The organism is Halomonas sp. SSL-5, from assembly GCF_030708455.1.
GTDB lineage: Bacteria > Pseudomonadota > Gammaproteobacteria > Pseudomonadales > Halomonadaceae > Halomonas.
The window spans coordinates 75,960-93,414 of record NZ_JAUYWF010000007.1 but is presented as its reverse complement, the minus strand read 5'-3'; the positions used below and the strand labels follow the sequence as shown (position 1 = coordinate 93,414).

Sequence of the window (17,455 nt, the reverse complement as noted above, 5' to 3'; positions counted from 1 at the left end):
CGCAAGGCGCAAGGCGCAAGCAGCGTAGCGACGCTCCCAGGCATGAACGCAACGCCCTCGCATCCTTGTTTCCTTGCCCCTTGCTCCTGGCCGAAGGCCTAACCCGTGTTACGCAGCCCCGCGGCGATACCCGCCATGGTCACCATCAGCGCCCGGGAGAGATCGGCGCTGATCGCCCCGTCGGCGTCCCGGTTACGTTGCAGCAGTTCCGCCTGCAGGCCGTGCAGCGGGTCGATGTAGGGATTGCGCACGGCAATTGCCTGGTGGATCAGCGGGGTGTTCTCCAGCAGCTCCTGCTGCTCGAGGATCTCCAGCAGCACCTCGTTGAGGCGCTCAAAGCGATCTCGCAGGCGCTGGCCCAGTGCCTTGAGCGCCGGCTCGTCGACCAGGCGATGCTCGTAGTAGGCGGCGATGCCCACATCGGCCTTGGCCAGCAGCATCTCGAGCATGTCCAGGTAGGTACCGAAGAAGGGCCAGCGATTGCGCATCTCCTGGAGCACCTCGCGACCGCCCTCCTCCTCGAGACGCGTGGCGAAAGCCTCGCCGCTGCCCAGCCAGGCCGGCAGCATCAGCCTGATCTGGGTCCAGGCGAAGATCCAGGGGATCGCGCGCAGGGTCTCCACCCCGCCGTCCTGGCGGCGCTTGGTGGGCCGTGAGCCCAGCGGCAACCGCCCCAGCGAGCCCTCCGGGGTGACCGCCCGGAAGTAGGGCACGAAGTCGGGATCCTCGCGCACCACCCCCACGTAGGCGCCATGGGCGATCTCGGCCAGGCGGTCCATCTCCTCGCGCCAGCGTGGCTCCGGGTCCGGCGGCGGCAACAGGGTCGCCTCCAGCACCGCGCAGGCGTAGATCTCCATGGAGCGCAGGGCGATCTCCGGCTGGCCGAACTTGAAGCGGATCATCTCGCCCTGCTCGGTCACCCGCAGGCTGCCGTTCACCGAGCCCGGCGGCTGGGAGAGAATGGCGGCGTGGGCCGGGCCGCCGCCACGCCCCACGGTACCGCCGCGGCCGTGGAACAGGGTCAGGTCCACCGCGTGTCGGCGACACACCTCGACCAGGCTCTCCTGGGCGCGGTACTGGGCCCAGGCGGCGGCCAGCTGGCCGGCATCCTTGGCCGAGTCCGAATAGCCGATCATCACCTCCTGGCGATCCCCGGCGTGGCGACGGTAGCCGGGCAGCGCCAGCAGCCGGTCGACCACCTCGCCGGCATGGTTGAGGTCGTCCAGGGTCTCGAACAGCGGCGCGATGGGCAGCTTGACCTCACCCCCCACCTCCTTCATCAGCAGCGCCACGGCCAGCACGTCGGAGGGCTCTGCCGCCATGGAGATGACATAGGTCCCCAACGCCTCGGACTGCTCGGCGGCGATCACCCGGAAGGTATCGATCACCTCCCGGGACTCCGGCGAGCACTCCCAGCGCCGGGGAATCAGCGGCCGTCGCGCGGCGAGCTCCTCGAGCAGGAAGGCCTGACGCTGCTCCTCGCTCCATTCTCGATAGTGGCCGAGCCCCAGGCCGTCGGTCAGCTCCTCCATCACCTGGGCATGGCGCCCCGCCTCCTGGCGGATATCGAGCTTGGTCAGGGTAACGCCGAACACCGCCACCCGGCGCAGGGTGTCGAGCAGCGCGCCGTTGGCGATGGTATCGAGCCCCACGTCGCACAGCGAGCGGTAGCAGGCGAGCAGGGGCGAATAGAGCTGGTCGCGGCTCTCGATGATCGGGCCGCCGTCGTAGGGCCTGCCGTCGAGGCTCGCCTTGGCCCAGTCGCGGGTCGCCTCGACCCGCGCCAGCAGCCGACGCAGCAGTTCGCGATAGGGCTCGGCCGCATCGCCGACCTCAGCCATCAGCGCGCTGTTGGCCTTCCACATGGAGAGCTCGGCCTTGAGCTGCTCCAGGTCACGCAGGTAGAGGTCGGCGGCCATCCAGCGCCCCAGCAGGAGCACCTCGCGGGTCACCCGGGACGTGACATTGGGATTGCCGTCGCGGTCGCCCCCCATCCAGGAGGCGAAGCGGATCGGCGCGGCGTCCAGCGGCAGGCGCTCGCCGGCGGTCTCCAGCAGCAGGTTGTCCAGGTCGCGGTGGAAGTCGGGCACCGCCTGCCACAGCGAGTTCTCGATCACCGCGAAGCCCCACTTTGCCTCATCCACCGGCGAGGGACGCTCGTGGCGAATCTCGTCGGTATGCCACGCCTGGCCGATCAGCTCCTCGAGGCGCCCCTTGGCCCGGGCACCGCGCTCGGGATAGTCCGCCGAGGACTCGATGGCGGTCAGGCAGTCGTCGATGGCGTCGTACTTCTGGATCAGGGTACGCCGGATGACCTCGGTGGGATGGGCGGTCAACACCAGTTCGACACGCATGCCGGCCAGGCTCTCCACCAGCTTGCGCGGCGAGTTGCCGGCACCGCGCGCCCGCTCGAGCAGCTCCGAGAGCACCGGCTGGGTGCCCGGGCGATAGTCCTCGACACGCCGGAAGCGCGCCCGGTAGTGCTGCTCGGCGATATTGGCCAGGTTGAGGAACTGGTTGAAGGCCCGGGTCACCGGCAGCAGGTCGCGGTCGGGCAGGCAACGCAGGTAGTCGATCAGCTCGCGCTGGGCCGCCTCGTCGCCCTGGCGGCCACGCTTGGCGAAGCCGCGGATGGCCTCGATCCTGTCGACGAAGCCATGGCCCAGGTCATCGGCGATGGTGCGCCCCAGGCTGTCGCCCAGGATACGGACGTTGTCGCGCAGGGATTCGTGCAGATCGTGGCTCATGACCGTGGCTCTCCGGGAATGGCGGTGGCGTTGTTGTCGAGGGCGCGGTCGGCGTCCGGGTGCCGCGCCTCCAGGCGCTTGGCGGCCTGCCAGTGTCGCTCCATGGTGTCGAGATCGGCCGCCTCGGGGCTGCCACCTTCGGCGGCCAGGGCCGCCTCCACATGGCGGAAGCGGCGCTCGAACTTGGCGTTGGTGGCGCGCAGGCATCGCTCGGGGTCGGCCTTGAGGGTACGGGCGAGATTGGTCACCGCGAACAGCAGGTCGCCCACTTCCTCGGCGGCGTGGTCCCGGTCACCCTCGGCCAGCGCCTCCTCCACCTCGTCGAGCTCCTCGCGGATCTTGGCGATCACCCCACGGGCGTCGGGCCAGTCGAAGCCCACCCGGGCGGCGCGCTTGGAGAGCTTGGCGGCGCGGGATAGCGCCGGCAGGTTGCGCGGGACGTCATCCAGAACCGAAGCCGCGGCGCTATCCAGCACCGACGCCGAGGCGCTGTCCTGCGTCGAGGCGACCTCGGCACTGGCGCGCTCGGCGCGTTCCTCGGCCTTGAGCGCCTCCCAGCGCGAGTGGATCTGGTGGCGCTCGATCTCTTCGGCCGTCACGCCCGGCGGGCGACGCGAGGCCAGGGTGCCGTCGGGGAAGACGTGGGGATGGCGGCGCAGCATCTTGGCGGTGAGGGTATCCACGACGTCGTCAAAGTCGAAACGCCCCTCCTCCTCGCCGAAGCGGGCGTAGTAGACCACCTGGAAGAGCAGGTCGCCGAGTTCGCCGGGCAGCTCCTCCCAGGCGCGGCGCTCGATGGCGTCGGCGACCTCGTAGGCCTCCTCCAGGGTGTGGGGGACGATGGAGTCCCACCCCTGGGCGAGGTCCCAGGGGCAGCCCTGGTCGGGGTCGCGCAGCACCGCCATCAGGGTCAGCAGATCGTCCAACGTATGGCGCCGGCTCATGGCTTCTTCTCCTTGCCCTTGCCCTTCCCCTTGCCCCGGCGCTCGCCGGGTGCGCCGCCGCGCAGGCGGCGCACCTCGATGATGTTGGAGAGCTGCTGGATGCGCGAGAAGAGCCTCCCCAGGGTCTCCAGGCCATCCACCTCCACGGTGATCTGCAGGCGGGCGATGCCGTCGTCGCTGTCGGTGAGGGTGTTGACCGCCAGCACATTGACCTTCTCGTTGCCGAGCACCCCGGTGACGTCGCGCAGCAGGCCGGAGCGGTCCCAGGCCTGCACCTCGATATTGACCGGATACTGGGTGCGGGCCCGCTCGCCCCACTCCGCCTCGATGATGCGCTGGGGCTCGTCGAGGCGCAGCTGGAGGATGTTGGGGCAGTCCTGGCGATGGACCGTGACGCCGCGCCCCTGGGTGATGAAGCCGACGATGGGCTCGCCGGGCACCGGGTGGCAGCAGTTGGCCATGCTGGTCTTGAGGTTACCGACCCCGAGCACGGTGATATCGCTCTTCTCCCCCTTGGCGGGGGAGCGCCTGGGCTTGGCCAGCAGGCGCTCGAGCTGCTCCTGGTCGTCATTCTCGCCGAACAGCTGCTGGGCCTGGTGCAGCACCTGGCCGATGCGCAGGTCGCCTGCCCCCAGCGCCGCATACATGTCATCGGGGCTCTGGTAGTTGACCTTGTGGGCCAGGGTATCGAGGTCCATGTCCTCGAGATCGAGGCGCTTCATCTCGCGCTCGAACAGCGCACGCCCCTCCTCGAGGTTCTGGTCGCGGGCCTGATGCTTGAACCAGGCCTGGATCTTGGCACGGCCACGGGAGGTACGCACATAGCCCAGGCTCGGGTTGAGCCAGTCGCGGCTGGGGCCGCCCTTGCTGGCGGTGAGGATCTCCACCTGCTGGCCGGTCTTGAGCCGATAGGTGAGCGGCACGATGCGCCCGTTGACCTTGGCCCCCCGGCAGCGATGGCCCACCTCGGTGTGCACCCGGTAGGCGAAGTCGATGGGGGTGGCGATGCGCGGCAGGTCGATGACATGGCCGTCGGGGGTAAAGACATAGATGCGATCCGGGGCCACGTCGCTCGAGAGCCCCTCGCGCAGATCGCCGAAGTCGCCGACCTCCTCCTGCCACTCCAGCACCTGGCGCAGCCAGGCGATCTTCTCCTCGTAGCTGCTGCTCTTGGCCTTGGTGTCGTGGCCCTTGTAGCGCCAGTGGGCACACACCCCGAGCTCCGCCTCCTCGTGCATGGCGAAGGTGCGGATCTGGATCTCCAGCACCTTGCTCTCGGGCCCGATCACCGCCGTATGCAGCGACTGATAGCCGTTCTTCTTGGGGTTGGCGATGTAGTCGTCGAACTCGTTGGGCACGTGGTGCCAGCGCGAATGCACCAGCCCCAGCACGGTGTAGCAGTCGGCCACCTCGGGCACCAGGATGCGCACCGCGCGAATGTCATGGACCTGGGAGAAGTCGATGCGCTTGCGCTTCATCTTCCGCCAGATCGAGTAGATATGCTTGGCCCGGCCATCGACGTCATAGCGATTGATGCCCTGGGCCTCGAGCAGCGCCTTGAGGGTGTCGACCACCTCGGCGATATAGCGGTCGCGATCCAGGCGCTTCTCGGCCAGCTGGCGGGCGATGGCCTTGTAGTCGTCCTCGTGGAGATAGCGGAAGGAGAGGTCCTCCAGCTCCCACTTGAGGTGGCCGATGCCCAGGCGATGGGCCAGGGGCGCATAGATGTCGAACACCTCCCGGGCCACGCGCAGCTGCTTCTCGCGAGGGGCGTCCCTGACCTGGCGCAGCGCACAGGTGCGCTCGGCGATCTTGATCAGTGCAACGCGGACATCGTCGATCATGTTGACCAGCATCTTGCGCAGGTTGTCCTGCTGGTCATGCTGGCTCATCGCCTGGCTCGGCAGCTGGGTGGCACTGATCGCCGCCATCTGCAGCACGCCGTCGATCAGGCTGGCCACCTCGCCGCCGAACTGCTTGGTGACCGACTCCAGGCCGATCAGCCCCTCACGCACCGCGCGATAGAGCACGGCGGCCTCGAGTACCGCCTGGTCGAGCCTGAGCTCCCCCAGGATATCGGCCATCTCCAGGCCCATGCGAAAGCTCGACCTCTCCGCCAGCCAGTCGCGGTGGGGACGCTCCGACTCGCGCTCCAGCCGCTCGGCGAGACGGCAGGCCTCGACCATCCTGCCCGGGTCGCGAAGCTTGACGTCCTCCTGCAGGCGCGCCACCCACAGGTCGATATCCACGCGCCCCGACGCGGTCAGGGGCTGGTCCTCACGGACTTTAACCATCGGCTGATGCTCCTTGCCGCTGCCGCCGAGCCCGCGAATGCTCGAACAGCAGCATCGATTCCAGGTGTGAGGTGTGCACGAACATGTCCGCCACCGCGATGCGCGTGACCCGATAGCCACCATGCACGAGGTGTGCCACATCCCGGGCCAGGGTGGCCGGATCGCAGGAGACATAGAGCACGCGCGGCACCGGCGCGGCCACCAGCGCCCGGGCGGCCTCCTCGGCGCCGTCCCGCGGCGGGTCGAGCACCACCACCTCGGGGGCGACATCGGCCAGCAGCGCCGCCACGGCGCCCTCTTCGGCCAGGTCGGCCTGGCGGGCCGTGACCGCCAGGCCCGGCCCCCACGAGTTGGCCCGGGCGTTGTGTTCCAGGCGCTCGACCATCGACGGGCTACCCTCCACCGCGGTCACCCGAGCCCCGGCAGACGCCAGGGGCAGGCTGAAGTTGCCGACCCCGGCGAAGAGGTCGAGCAGCGAGGCGCCATCGAGCGCTCCCAGCCACTCGAGGGCGGTGGTGACCATCTGTCGGTTGACCTCGGCATTGGCCTGCAGGAAGTCGCCGGGGGCGAATCCCAGCTCGAGCTCTCTCCCGGCCCCCGGCACTCGACAGCTCAGCGCCGGCGTGGGGGTCAGCCACTCGAGCACGGGGCCCTCGCGTCCCGCCAGCCAGGCCAGGTGCACCCCGTGCGCGGCGCCGAAGGCACGCCAGGCCTCGCGATCCGCGGCATGCTCCTTCAGCTGACGCACCACCAGGGTGGTGCCCTGGTCGCTGGCCAGCAGCTCCAGGTGCCCCACCTGGCGTGGCGCCTGGAGCGACGCCACCTGACGGTGCAGGGGCGCCAGCAGCGCATCGAGTTCCGGCACCAGGATGGTGCAGTGCTCGATATCCACCAGGCGATGGGTATGCCGCGCCCGAAAGCCCAGATGCAGGCGACCCTCGGCATCCCGCTTCACCCCCAGCCGCGCCCGCCGGCGATAGCCATGGCTGGCGCCGGCCAGCAGCTCGGGCTCGCCGTCGATATCGATGCCCTGGCGGGCCAGCAGCTCCATCAGCACCGCCTGCTTGTGACGCCGCTGGGCGGGCACCGCCAGGTGCTGGAGGTCGCAGCCGCCACAGCGTGCATAGTAGCCGCAGGGCGGTTCGACGCGCTCCGGCGAGGCCTCGAGCACCTCACGCACATGGGCCTCATCGAAGCGCTTGCGGGTGCGATGGACCGCCGCCTCGACTCGCTCGCCGGACAGCGCGCCCTCGACGAACAGCGCCTTGCCGGCGGCATCGTGCGCCAGCCCCCGACCATCATGGGCCAGCCGTTCGATCAGCAGACCCGGCGCCTCGCCAGCGTCCGCCGCCTTGGCCGCCGCCCCGGGGGAGGGCTGACGGCCCTGCAGACCGGAGATACCCGACCGCTCACGGGGCGGCCGCCGCTTGCCCAGCATCGCCATGGCTCAGGCCTCCGGGGCGAACAGGCCGGTGGAGAGGTAGCGGTCGCCGCGGTCGCAGACGATGAACACGATCACCGCGTTCTCCACCTGTTCGGCAACGCGCAGGGCACCGGCCAGGGCGCCACCGGAGCTGACGCCGGCCAGGATGCCCTCTTCCTGGGCCAGGCGGCGCATGTGCACCTCGGCCTCGTGCTGGCCGATATCGAGCACGCGATCGACGCGACTGGCATCGAAGATGCTCGGCAGGTACTCCGCCGGCCAGCGGCGGATGCCGGCGATGCTGGCGCCGTCCTCGGGCTGCAGGCCGATGATCTCGACCCCGGGATTGCGCTCCTTGAGCGCCTGGGAGACCCCCATGATGGTGCCGGTGGTGCCCATGGAGCTGATGAAGTGGGTCACCGTGCCGCCGGTCTGCTCCCAGATCTCCGGGCCGGTGCCGCGGTAGTGGGAGAGCGGATTGTCGGGGTTGGCGAACTGGTCGAGACGCTTGCCTTCGCCGCGGGCGAGCATGGCCTCGGCCAGGTCGCGGGCCTCCTCCATGCCCCCCGCCTTGCTGACCGTGATCAGCCTGGCGCCATAGGCGGCCATGCACTGCTTGCGCTCCTCCGAGGCGTTCTCTGGCATGATCAACACCATGCGATAGCCCTTGATGGCCGCCGCCATGGCCAGGGCGATGCCGGTATTGCCCGACGTGGCCTCGACCAGGGTGTCTCCCGGCACGATCTCGCCGCGGGCCTCGGCCTGCTCGAGCATGGAGAGGGCCGGGCGATCCTTCACCGAGCCCGCCGGGTTGTTGCCCTCGAGCTTGGCTAGCAGAACATTGTTGCGGCCGGCGCCGATCCGCTTGAGGCGCACCAGCGGGGTATGGCCGACGCTCTCCTCGATGGTGGGAAAATGCATGCAAGCATCCTTCTCTAAAGGTATTTTCAACATTATATCCGCGTGGCTCCGGGGTGGACAGGCATCCTCGGCCGCGTGGCGTTTCGCGTCACCCTCACCCGAGAGTCCCCATGTCACTGAAGCTGCGCCTGCTGTTGATCGCCCTGGTACTGCCCATGCTGCTGATGATCAGCGTGGCGCTCATCACCCTGCCCCTGCACCAAGGACACCATGAGGCGCGGCTCGAGGCGGAGCTGGCGCGGGCCGTGGGCCTGATCGAGCCCGGTCTGTCGGCCGCCCTGCGGGCGAATGACTCTCGGGCCCTGGAAGAACGCGCCGGCCGCCTGCTCGATCTCAAGGAGGTGAAGGCGGTGGCGGTGGTCGATGCCGGCGGCACGCCACGCGTGGAGATCGGGCGCCTCGAGGCGGGCGTGCCCCTCGACGCCGAGCCGGGATGGCAGCGCCATGGCGATGGCCACTGGCGCATGAGCGACCCCCTCGAGGGCAGCGGCGAGCGCCTGGTCATGGATATCGATGCCAGCGGGCTGCTGCTCGAGCACTACCGACAGCTGGCGAGTGCCGGCCTGCTGCTGGTACTGGGCGCGGGCGTACTCGCGCTGGCCACGAGCGTCACCTACCGGCGCCTGCAGCGTCCCCTCGAGGAGATAGATGCCGCCCTGGAACGACTGATCAGGGGCAAACCCGCGCCTGCCCTGCCCCCCTCACCCGCCGAGCTGCCTCCCCTGGGCAGCCGTATCAATGCACTGGCCACGCGACTGGAGGAGGCCCGCGAGGAGATGCAGCGCCAGATCGCCCAGGCCACCGCGGAGCTCGAGGAGTCGATGGAGACCGTCGAGGTCCAGAACATGCAGCTTGACCTGGCCCATCGACGCGCGGTGGAGGCCAACCGCGTGAAGTCGGAGTTCCTGGCCAACATGAGCCATGAGATCCGCACGCCGCTCAACGGCATCGTCGGCTTCTGCCGTCTGCTGGGCCGCTCGCCGCTGGATGCCCGCCAGCGGGAGTGGCTGGAGCACGTCAACCGCGCCTGCGGCAACCTGCTGCTGCTGGTCAATGATGTGCTCGACCACTCCCGGCTCGAGGCGGGCAGGCTGGAGCTCGAGCAGCTGCCGGTGGAGATGGTGGAACTGGTCGACGAGGTGCTGGCCCTGCAGGCTCCCATGGCCCAGCAGAAGGGGCTGGAGCTGGTCGGCATGGTCTATGACGACGTGCCGCCGGTACTGCATGGCGACCCCATGCGCATCCGCCAGCTGCTGACCAACCTGGTCAGCAATGCGGTCAAGTTCACCGAGCGTGGTGAGGTCATGGTGCGGGTCATGGTGGAGGCGAGCGACCCCACCGGGGTCACCCTGAGTATCAGCGTGTCGGACACCGGCATCGGCCTGTCCGCGGAGCACTGCCGCCGGCTGTTCGATGCCTTTCATCAGGCGGCGCCCAGCCACTCACGGGAGTTCGGTGGCAGCGGACTGGGGCTCTCCATCTGCCGCCAGCTGGTGGAGCAGATGGGCGGCGAGATCGGGGTAAAGAGCGAGCCGGGACGCGGCAGCACCTTCACCTTCACCCTGCCGCTGGCCGGCGAAGCCGGGCCGGAGCGGCCACCGGAGCTGCACCTGGCGGGGGAGTGCATCCTGCTGGAGGAGCCACATCCGCCCACGCGACGCGCCATGCAGCACCTGCTGCGTCGCTGGGGCGCCAGGACGCTGGACGCCAGGGCATCGAGCCCCGGCTCGGCAAGCCTGCTGGTGGCCAGCCTGGGCACTCCGCCCTACCGCCCCGACTGGCTGCGCCGCTGGCGCGAACGCCTCGCCGAGCTGCCCTGCCCGGCCCTGCTGCTGTGCACCGCCAGCCCGCTGGACTTCCCCGACCTGCCGCTGCCCCACGGCGGCGAGATCCTGGCCAAGCCGCTGGCCCGCCATACCCTGGCCGAGGCCATCGAGCGCCTGCTGCCCCAGCGGCAGGAGGCCGCCGATGACGGCGACGCCTCGAGGAACTCCGAGGCCCGCCTGCGCCTGCTCGCCGTCGACGACAACGACGCCAATCGCCGGCTGATGGGCGAACTGCTGTCCGGGCCCGGCATGGAGGTCACCCTGGCCAGCAGCGGTGAACAGGCCGTGGCCCTGGGTCGCCGGCAGGGCTTCGATCTGGTGCTGATGGATATCCGCATGCCGGGCATGGACGGCATCGAGACGAGCCGTGCGCTGCGTCGCCTCGGGGAGGCATGGGGCCGCACGCCGATCGTCGCCGTGACCGCCCATGCCCTGAAGGACGAGCGTCGACGCCTGCTGGCCAGCGGCCTGGATGACGTGCTGGTCAAGCCGCTGGACGCCGAGGAGCTGGCCGCCCTGCTGACTCGCCATCTGGGCAGCGCGCCCGACCATCTCACGGCACCGCTCGCCAGCCCCGCCACGGTGCCCGCCCGGGCCGGTGCGTCGGAGCTGCACGCGGTGGACCTGTCGCTGGGCACGGACCTGGCCGGCGGCCGGGAGGCGCTGGCCCGCCAGCTGCTCGACCAGCTGACCGACTCGCTCGACGAGAGCGAGGCCGAGATCCGTCGTGCCCACGCCGAGCAGGATGACGAGGCGCTACTGGACGCGATTCACGCCCTCAACGGCGCCTGCCGCTACTGCGGGGCGCCGCGCCTGGGGCTGCTCGCCGAGACCATGGAGACCCGCCTGAGGACCCGCGGGCGCGAGGCCGTGACACCGCTGCTGGAGGACCTGTTCTGCGCCATGGCGGAGCTGCGCCGCTGGCGAAGCGAAAATCCCCTGGAGCGTCACCCCTCCAGCACCACGAAGGCCACCGCGAACTCCACCTCGTCGGATAACGACAGGTGAGTGGCACGCACCCCGGCGGCCAGCGCCAGGTCGTGGGCCTTGCCGGCGAGCAGCAGCGAGGGCCTGCCGAGGGTGTCATTGACCACCTGGATCTCGGTCCAGCGCATGCCGTTGCGCAACCCGGTGCCCAGCGCCTTGACGAAGGCCTCCTTGGCCGCGAAGCGCTTGGCCAGGAAGGCCGCGGGCCGAGCATGGGACTGGAAACGCTCCCGCTCCACCTCGCCCAGCAGGCGCCCGCTCAGCCGCTCGCCCCGGCGTGACAGGGCGGCCTCGAAGCGCGCCACCCTGGCAATGTCGGTGCCGATCCCCAGGATCATGATTCAGTGCACGCGATCGTCATGCGCATGACCATGCTCGTGGTCGTGGTCATGCTCCTCGAGGGCGGCGACGAAGCCGGCCTCCTGACCGGCGATCGCCAGGCGCTTCATCTCGGCCACCGCCTCCTTGAGGCCCACGAACAGCGCGCGGGCGATGATGGCGTGGCCGATGTTGAGCTCATGGATGCCCGGGATGGCGGCCACCGCCTCCACGTTGTGGTAGTGAAGACCGTGGCCCGCGTTGACGGTCAGGCCGAGCTCCATTGCCATCTCGGCGGCCGCCGAGAGCCGCGCATGCTCACGGGACGCCTCGTCACCCGCGGCCTCGGCATAGCCCCCGGTATGCAGCTCGATGACCGGCGCGCCGGCCTTGGCGGCGGCCTCGATCTGCGCGGGCTCCGGGTCGATGAACAGCGATACCTCGCAGCCTGCCGCCGCCAGGCGGCGGCAGGCCCCGCGGATCGCCTCGAAGCCACCCACCACGTCGAGACCGCCCTCGGTGGTGAGCTCCTCGCGCTTCTCGGGCACCAGGCAGACGTGTGCCGGGCGCACCTCCTCGGCCAGGGCGATCATCTCCTCGGTCACCGCCATCTCGAGGTTCATGCGGGTGTTGAGCACCTCGGCCAGCAGGCGCACATCGCGCTCCTGGATATGCCGGCGATCCTCGCGCAGGTGGACGGTGATGCCATCGGCACCGGCCTCCTCGGCCAGCAGCGCCGCCTGGACCGGGTCCGGGTAGCGCGTGCCGCGGGCCTGACGCAGGGTGGCGATATGATCGATATTGACGCCGAGCAGGATTCTGGGGGGATGCATGGCACGATCCTTGAGTATGCGGGAAGTCGGGAGGCAGGGCCCTTTTGGGGACAGACCCCGGCCGGACCACCCTGCCCATCTTGGAGCACTACAGCGGCAATATTACCCGCCGCCGGGGTCTGTCCCCAAAAGGCCGGCCCGCCGTCGCTCGGCAAGCTGGCGCATCAGCTCCCGGGAGCGCAGCGGTCGGGCGCCCAGCAGCGGTGCCAGCGCCGCCCGGGTCAGCGCCTTGGCGGGGCCGGCCAGGCCGGGGGCATCCCAGTCGCCGGCGGCGAGCAGGCGCAGGGTTCGCCCGTCCAGCCCCGGCCGGCCGGGGCGAAAGGCGCGAGTCGCGGCGTCGAAGACATAGCGTGCCTGGGGGTCAAGTTCGCCACCCTCGGCGTCGATGAAGCGCGGCGCGGCGTCCAGCGCGTCGAGCAGCGCCGCTTCGAGGCGGCGCAGCCCACCGGCGCGGGCGTCGGGACGCGGCAGCGCCTCGAGCAGCGAGGTATAGAAGGCGAACACCTCGGCCACCGGAAGTTCCACCGGCAGCACGCGTGTCAGCAACTCGTTGGCATAGAGGCCGCACAGCAGCCCCTCCCCGGCCAGCAGCGCCACCCCTCCGCGGCTCTCCATCAGCCGCAGCCGCTTGAGCTCGCCCTCGCCCACCCAGGTCACGTGCAGCGGAGCGAAGGGCTGCAGCCGGCCGCGGGAGCGCGACCCAGGACGCTGCACCCCCTGGGCGACCGCCCGCACCCGGCCGTGGTGAAGCGTCAGCAGCTCCACCAGGGCGCTGGTCTCGCGATAGGGACGCTTATGCAGCAGGAAGGCGGGTTCGGGGGTCATTCAGTCGAGATCGTAACCCAGGCTCTTCAGCGCCCGCTCGTCGTCGGACCAGCCGCGCTTGACCTTGACCCACAGGTTGAGCATCACCTTGGCGTCCAGGGCACGCTCCATGTCGAGCCTCGCCTCGCGGCCGATGCTCTTGATGCGCTCGCCGTTCTCACCGATCAGGATCTTCTTCTGGCCCTGGCGCTCCACCAGGATCAGGGCACTGATATGCACCACCCTGCCCTCGTCGCGGTACTCCTCGATCTCCACGGTCATCTGGTAGGGCAGCTCGTCGCCGAGCTGGCGCATCACCTTCTCGCGCACCATCTCGGCGGCCAGGAAGCGCTGGCTCTTGTCGGTGATCTGGTCCTCGGGGAAGTAGTGCACGCTCTCCGGCAGGTGCTTGGCCACCTCGGCCTCCAGCTCCGGCACGTTGGTGCCGTGCTTGGCGGAGATCGGCACGATGGCGGCGAAGTCGCGACGCGCGCCGACCTCCTCCAGCCAGGGCAGCAGGCTGGCCTTGTCCTGCAGGCGGTCGACCTTGTTGACGGCCAGGATCACCGGCGCCTGGACGTGCTCGAGACGCTGCAGGACGATCTGGTCCTCCTCGCTCCAGCGGGTGCGGTCGATGATGAACACCACGCAGTCGACGTCGCGCAGGGCCTGGGTGGCCGCCTGGTTCATGAAGCGGTTGATCGCCTTGTTGCGATCCTTGGCCATGATATGGATGCCGGGGGTATCGACGTAGATGAACTGGGCCTCCCCCTCGGTCTTGATGCCCATCACCTGGTGGCGAGTGGTCTGGGGCCGGCGCGAGGTGATCGAGACCTTCTGCCCGAGGATACGATTCATCAGCGTGGACTTGCCGACGTTGGGACGGCCGACGATGGCCACGAAACCACAGGTCTGGGTCATGACCTGACTCCTTTCGGCTCGAGTTGCTTGAGGGCCATCTCGGCGGCCTGCTGCTCGGCATGACGGCGGCTGGCACCGATACCGGTGGTGTGATCGTCCAGCAACTCCACGTGGCACTCCACGGTGAAGGTCTGGGCATGTGCCTCGCCCTCCACGTTGACCACCTCGTAGCGTGGCAGCGGCACCTGGCGCGACTGCAGGAACTCCTGGAGGCGCGTCTTGGGGTCCTTCTGGGTATCCTGCAGGCTGATTTCCTCGAGTCGTACCGCGTACCAGGAGAGGATCCGGGCGCGTACCGCCTCCATGCCGGCATCCAGGTAGATGGCGCCGATGATCGCCTCGACGGCGTCGGCGAGGATCGATTCGCGGCGGTGCCCACCGCTCTTCATCTCGCCGGAGCCGAGCCGCAGGTGCTCGCCGAAGCTCATCTCGCGGGCCAGCTCGGCCAGGGTCTGGCCCTTGACCAGCCGCGCGCGCAGGCGTGACAGCTGCCCCTCCCGGGCCTCGGGGAAGCGCCGGAACAGGGCCTCGGCGATGACGAAGTTGACGATGGAGTCACCCAGAAACTCGAGGCGCTCGTTGTTCTGGCCACCGAAGCTGCGGTGGGTCATGGCAAGCTCGAGCAGCGAGTCGTCGCCGAAGTCGTGGCCGAGACGTCGGCTGAAGGCGTTGAGGGTTTGGCTCACGAAAATCCTGTTGTCTGATTCTGTCGTCTGGTGCGGATGGCGCGAAGCACGGTCAGTGGATGCGCCGCATGCTGGTGAAGCTGGGCAGGCCGCCATCCCAATGCATCCATACGGCGAAGGCGCGACCCACCACGTTGTCCTCCGGCACGAAGCCCCAGTAGCGGCTGTCGTTGGAGTGGTCGCGGTTGTCGCCCATGGTGAAGTAGTGGCCGTCCGGCACCACCAGTTCGCGCATCTGGGGCCCCGGATCCCGAGGATTATTGTAGATGCGGTGCTCCGCCTCGCCCAGCAGCTCGGCGAGCATCAGCTCACCGGGGGCGGCCGCCGGCCCCTCCGCCAGCAGTGCCTTGGGCACCGCCTCGCCATTGATGTAGAGCTGCTTGCCCTCGTAGCGGATGCGGTCCCCGGGCAGGCCCACCACGCGCTTGATGAAGTTGACCGAGGGTTCGCTGGGGAAGCGGAACACCATGACGTCACCGCGCTCGGGCTCGCCCAGATCGACGATCTCGGTATGCACCACCGGCAGGCGCAGCCCGTAGGCAAACTTGTTGACCAGGATGAAGTCGCCGATCTCCAGGGTCGGGCGCATGGAACCGGAGGGGATCTGGAACGGCTCCACCACGAAGCTTCTCAGCACCAGCACCACCAACAGCACGGGGAAGAAGGAGCGGGCGTAGTCCACCGGCCAGGGCTCCTTCATCACCTGCTCCCGGGCATGGGGCGTCAAGCCTTCGGTGGTACCGGCCTCGGCGGCCTGCAGCGACTGGCGGCGTGCCGGACGCCACCAGATAAGGTTGAGCAGGGTGATCACGCCGGTGACGGCGACGGCGATCACCAGCAGCAGTGAGAAGTCCATGGCAGTTGTTTGTCCCTGGCTGGTGGAATCAGTCGTTGACCCGGAGCACGGCGAGGAAGGCGTCCTGGGGAATCTCCACCCGGCCCACCTGCTTCATGCGCTTCTTGCCCGCCTTCTGCTTCTCGAGCAGCTTCTTCTTGCGGGAGACATCGCCGCCGTAGCACTTGGCGGTGACGTTCTTGCGTAGCGCCTTGACGGTGGAGCGCGCCACCACCTGGCCGCCGATGGCCGCCTGGATCGCCACGTCGAACATCTGGCGCGGGATCAGCTCCTTCATCTTCTCCACCAGCAGGCGGCCGCGGGAGTGGGCATGGTCGCGATGGATGATCACCGCCAGGGCATCGACCTTGTCGCCGTTGATCAGCACGTCCAGACGCACCAGCTTGGCGGCCTCGAAGCGCTCGAAGTTGTACTCCAGCGAGGCGTAGCCCTTGGAGATCGACTTCAGGCGATCGAAGAAGTCCATCACCACCTCGCTCATCGGCAGCTCGTAGGTGAGCTGGATCTGGCTGCCCAGGAACTGCATATCCTTCTGGGTGCCGCGGCGCTGCTCGCATTCGGTGATGACGTTGCCGACGAACTCCTGGGGCACCAGGATGCTGGCGCGCACGATGGGCTCGCGCATCTCCTCGACGTCGGCCATGTCGGGCAGCTTGGAGGGATTGGCAACGTAGATCACCTCGCCGTTCTTGAGCGCCAGCTCATAGACCACGGTGGGCGCGGTGGTCAGCAGGTCCAGGTCATACTCGCGCTCGAGACGCTCCTGGACGATCTCCATGTGCAGGGTACCGAGGAAGCCGACCCGGAAGCCGAAGCCCAGGGCATCGGAGTTCTCGGGTTCGTAGGCCAGCGAGGCGTCGTTGAGCGCCAGCTTCTCCAGGGCGTCGCGGAAGTCCTCGTAGTCGTCGGCACTGACCGGGAACATGCCGGCATAGACCTGGGGCTTGACCTTCTGGAAGCCGGGCAGGCGTTCCACATCGGGGGTCTTGGTGTGGGTGATGGTATCCCCCACCGGCGCCCCCTGGATCTCCTTGATGCCGGCCACGATGAAGCCCACCTCGCCGGCACGCAGGACACCGGTTTCGTTGCGCTGCGGGGTGAAGATGCCTACCTCATTGACCTGCCAGTCGCGACCGGTGGACTTGATGCGGATCTTCTCGCCCTTCTTCAGGGTGCCGTCGAAGAGCCGCACCAGCGAGACCACGCCCAGGTAGTTGTCGAACCAGGAGTCGATGATCAGCGCCTGCAGCTGGCCCTCGGGATCCCCCTTGGGGGGCGGGATGTCGCGCACCAGCCGCTCGAGCAGCGCATCGATGCCCAGCCCGCTCTTGGCCGAGACCTGGCAGGCGTCGGTGGCGTCCAGGCCGATGATCTCCTCGATCTCGTGGGCGACCTTGTCGGGGTCGGCCTGGGGCAGGTCCATCTTGTTGAGCACCGGGAGCACCTCGAGGCCCTGCTCGATGGCGGTGTAGCAGTTGGCCACCGACTGCGCCTCGACGCCCTGGCCGGCGTCCACCACCAGCAGGGCGCCTTCGCAGGCATACAGCGAACGCGACACCTCGTAGGAGAAGTCGACGTGCCCCGGAGTATCGATGAAGTTGAGCTGGTAGGTATTGCCGTCCGGCGAGTGATAGTCGAGCGTCACCGACTGGGCCTTGATGGTGATGCCCCGCTCACGCTCAAGGTCCATGGAGTCCAGCACCTGCTCCTTGAGCTCGCGTTCGGTCAGGCCGCCGCAGGTCTGGATCAACCGGTCGGCCAGCGTGGACTTGCCATGGTCGATGTGGGCGATGATCGAGAAGTTCCGTATGTGGCTGAGCTGACTAGGTTTTTCGGTATTCGACATTCGCTGAAATCCGCTTCATGTACGCGCCCATGTACCACTCTGGAGAGTT

At 68.8% G+C, this 17,455-nt stretch carries 13 protein-coding genes; 1 reads left to right on the top strand and 12 read right to left on the bottom strand.

Annotated features, from left to right (window positions below):
• Positions 1–98 precede the first annotated feature (98 nt).
• From ppc to cysM, 5 genes are read right to left on the bottom strand one after another with little or no spacing between them, the layout of a single operon-like run.
• Positions 99–2,747, bottom strand: coding sequence for a phosphoenolpyruvate carboxylase (gene ppc, locus RAN53_RS09760; RefSeq protein WP_305796629.1), 2,649 nt, complete (start codon positions 2,745–2,747; stop codon positions 99–101).
• A complete protein-coding gene (mazG, locus tag RAN53_RS09755) occupies positions 2,744–3,691 on the bottom strand; it encodes a nucleoside triphosphate pyrophosphohydrolase (protein ID WP_305796628.1) in 948 nt (315 codons plus the stop codon). The genes ppc and mazG overlap by 4 nt, the downstream gene beginning before the upstream one ends.
• The gene (gene relA, locus RAN53_RS09750) at positions 3,688–5,985 is read right to left on the bottom strand and encodes a GTP diphosphokinase (RefSeq protein ID WP_305796627.1); all 2,298 of its coding nucleotides are present in this window, start codon (positions 5,983–5,985) and stop codon (positions 3,688–3,690) included. Before relA ends, mazG begins: the two co-directional genes overlap by 4 nt.
• A complete protein-coding gene (locus tag RAN53_RS09745; protein WP_305796626.1) occupies positions 5,978–7,429 on the bottom strand; it encodes a TRAM domain-containing protein in 1,452 nt (483 codons plus the stop codon). The genes relA and RAN53_RS09745 overlap by 8 nt, the downstream gene beginning before the upstream one ends.
• 3 nt (positions 7,430–7,432) lie before the next feature.
• Complete coding sequence (gene cysM / locus RAN53_RS09740; RefSeq protein ID WP_305796625.1) at positions 7,433–8,329, bottom strand: cysteine synthase CysM; 897 nt, start codon at positions 8,327–8,329, stop codon at positions 7,433–7,435.
• A gap of 110 nt (positions 8,330–8,439) precedes the next feature.
• On the opposite strand from cysM, the gene RAN53_RS09735 reads away from it, so the two are divergent.
• Positions 8,440–11,163, top strand: a complete 2,724-nt coding sequence (locus RAN53_RS09735) for an ATP-binding protein (protein ID WP_305796624.1) — start codon at positions 8,440–8,442, stop codon at positions 11,161–11,163.
• Here RAN53_RS09735 and RAN53_RS09730 read toward each other — a convergent pair.
• From RAN53_RS09730 to lepA, 7 genes are all read right to left on the bottom strand, one after another.
• The gene (locus tag RAN53_RS09730) at positions 11,103–11,480 is read right to left on the bottom strand and encodes a holo-ACP synthase (RefSeq protein ID WP_305796623.1); all 378 of its coding nucleotides are present in this window, start codon (positions 11,478–11,480) and stop codon (positions 11,103–11,105) included. The two genes, RAN53_RS09735 and RAN53_RS09730, sit on opposite strands and share 61 nt — an antisense overlap.
• A 3-nt stretch (positions 11,481–11,483) precedes the next feature.
• Positions 11,484–12,293 (bottom strand): pyridoxine 5'-phosphate synthase, encoded by an 810-nt coding sequence (gene pdxJ / locus RAN53_RS09725; protein WP_305796622.1) that lies wholly within the window; start codon positions 12,291–12,293, stop codon positions 11,484–11,486.
• A 102-nt stretch (positions 12,294–12,395) separates the two neighbouring features.
• On the bottom strand, positions 12,396–13,118 hold the full coding sequence (gene recO, locus RAN53_RS09720; protein WP_305796621.1) for a DNA repair protein RecO: 723 nt from the start codon (positions 13,116–13,118) through the stop codon (positions 12,396–12,398).
• Positions 13,119–14,018, bottom strand: a complete 900-nt coding sequence (gene era / locus RAN53_RS09715) for a GTPase Era (protein ID WP_305796620.1) — start codon at positions 14,016–14,018, stop codon at positions 13,119–13,121.
• Positions 14,015–14,704, bottom strand: a complete 690-nt coding sequence (gene rnc / locus RAN53_RS09710) for a ribonuclease III (RefSeq protein ID WP_305796619.1) — start codon at positions 14,702–14,704, stop codon at positions 14,015–14,017. The genes era and rnc overlap by 4 nt, the downstream gene beginning before the upstream one ends.
• 52 nt (positions 14,705–14,756) lie before the next feature.
• Entirely contained in the window at positions 14,757–15,560 is an 804-nt protein-coding gene (gene lepB / locus RAN53_RS09705; protein WP_305796618.1) for a signal peptidase I, read from the bottom strand.
• Positions 15,561–15,588: 28 nt separating this feature from the next.
• Complete coding sequence (gene lepA, locus RAN53_RS09700; protein WP_305796617.1) at positions 15,589–17,406, bottom strand: translation elongation factor 4; 1,818 nt, start codon at positions 17,404–17,406, stop codon at positions 15,589–15,591.
• Positions 17,407–17,455: the final 49 nt, after the last annotated feature.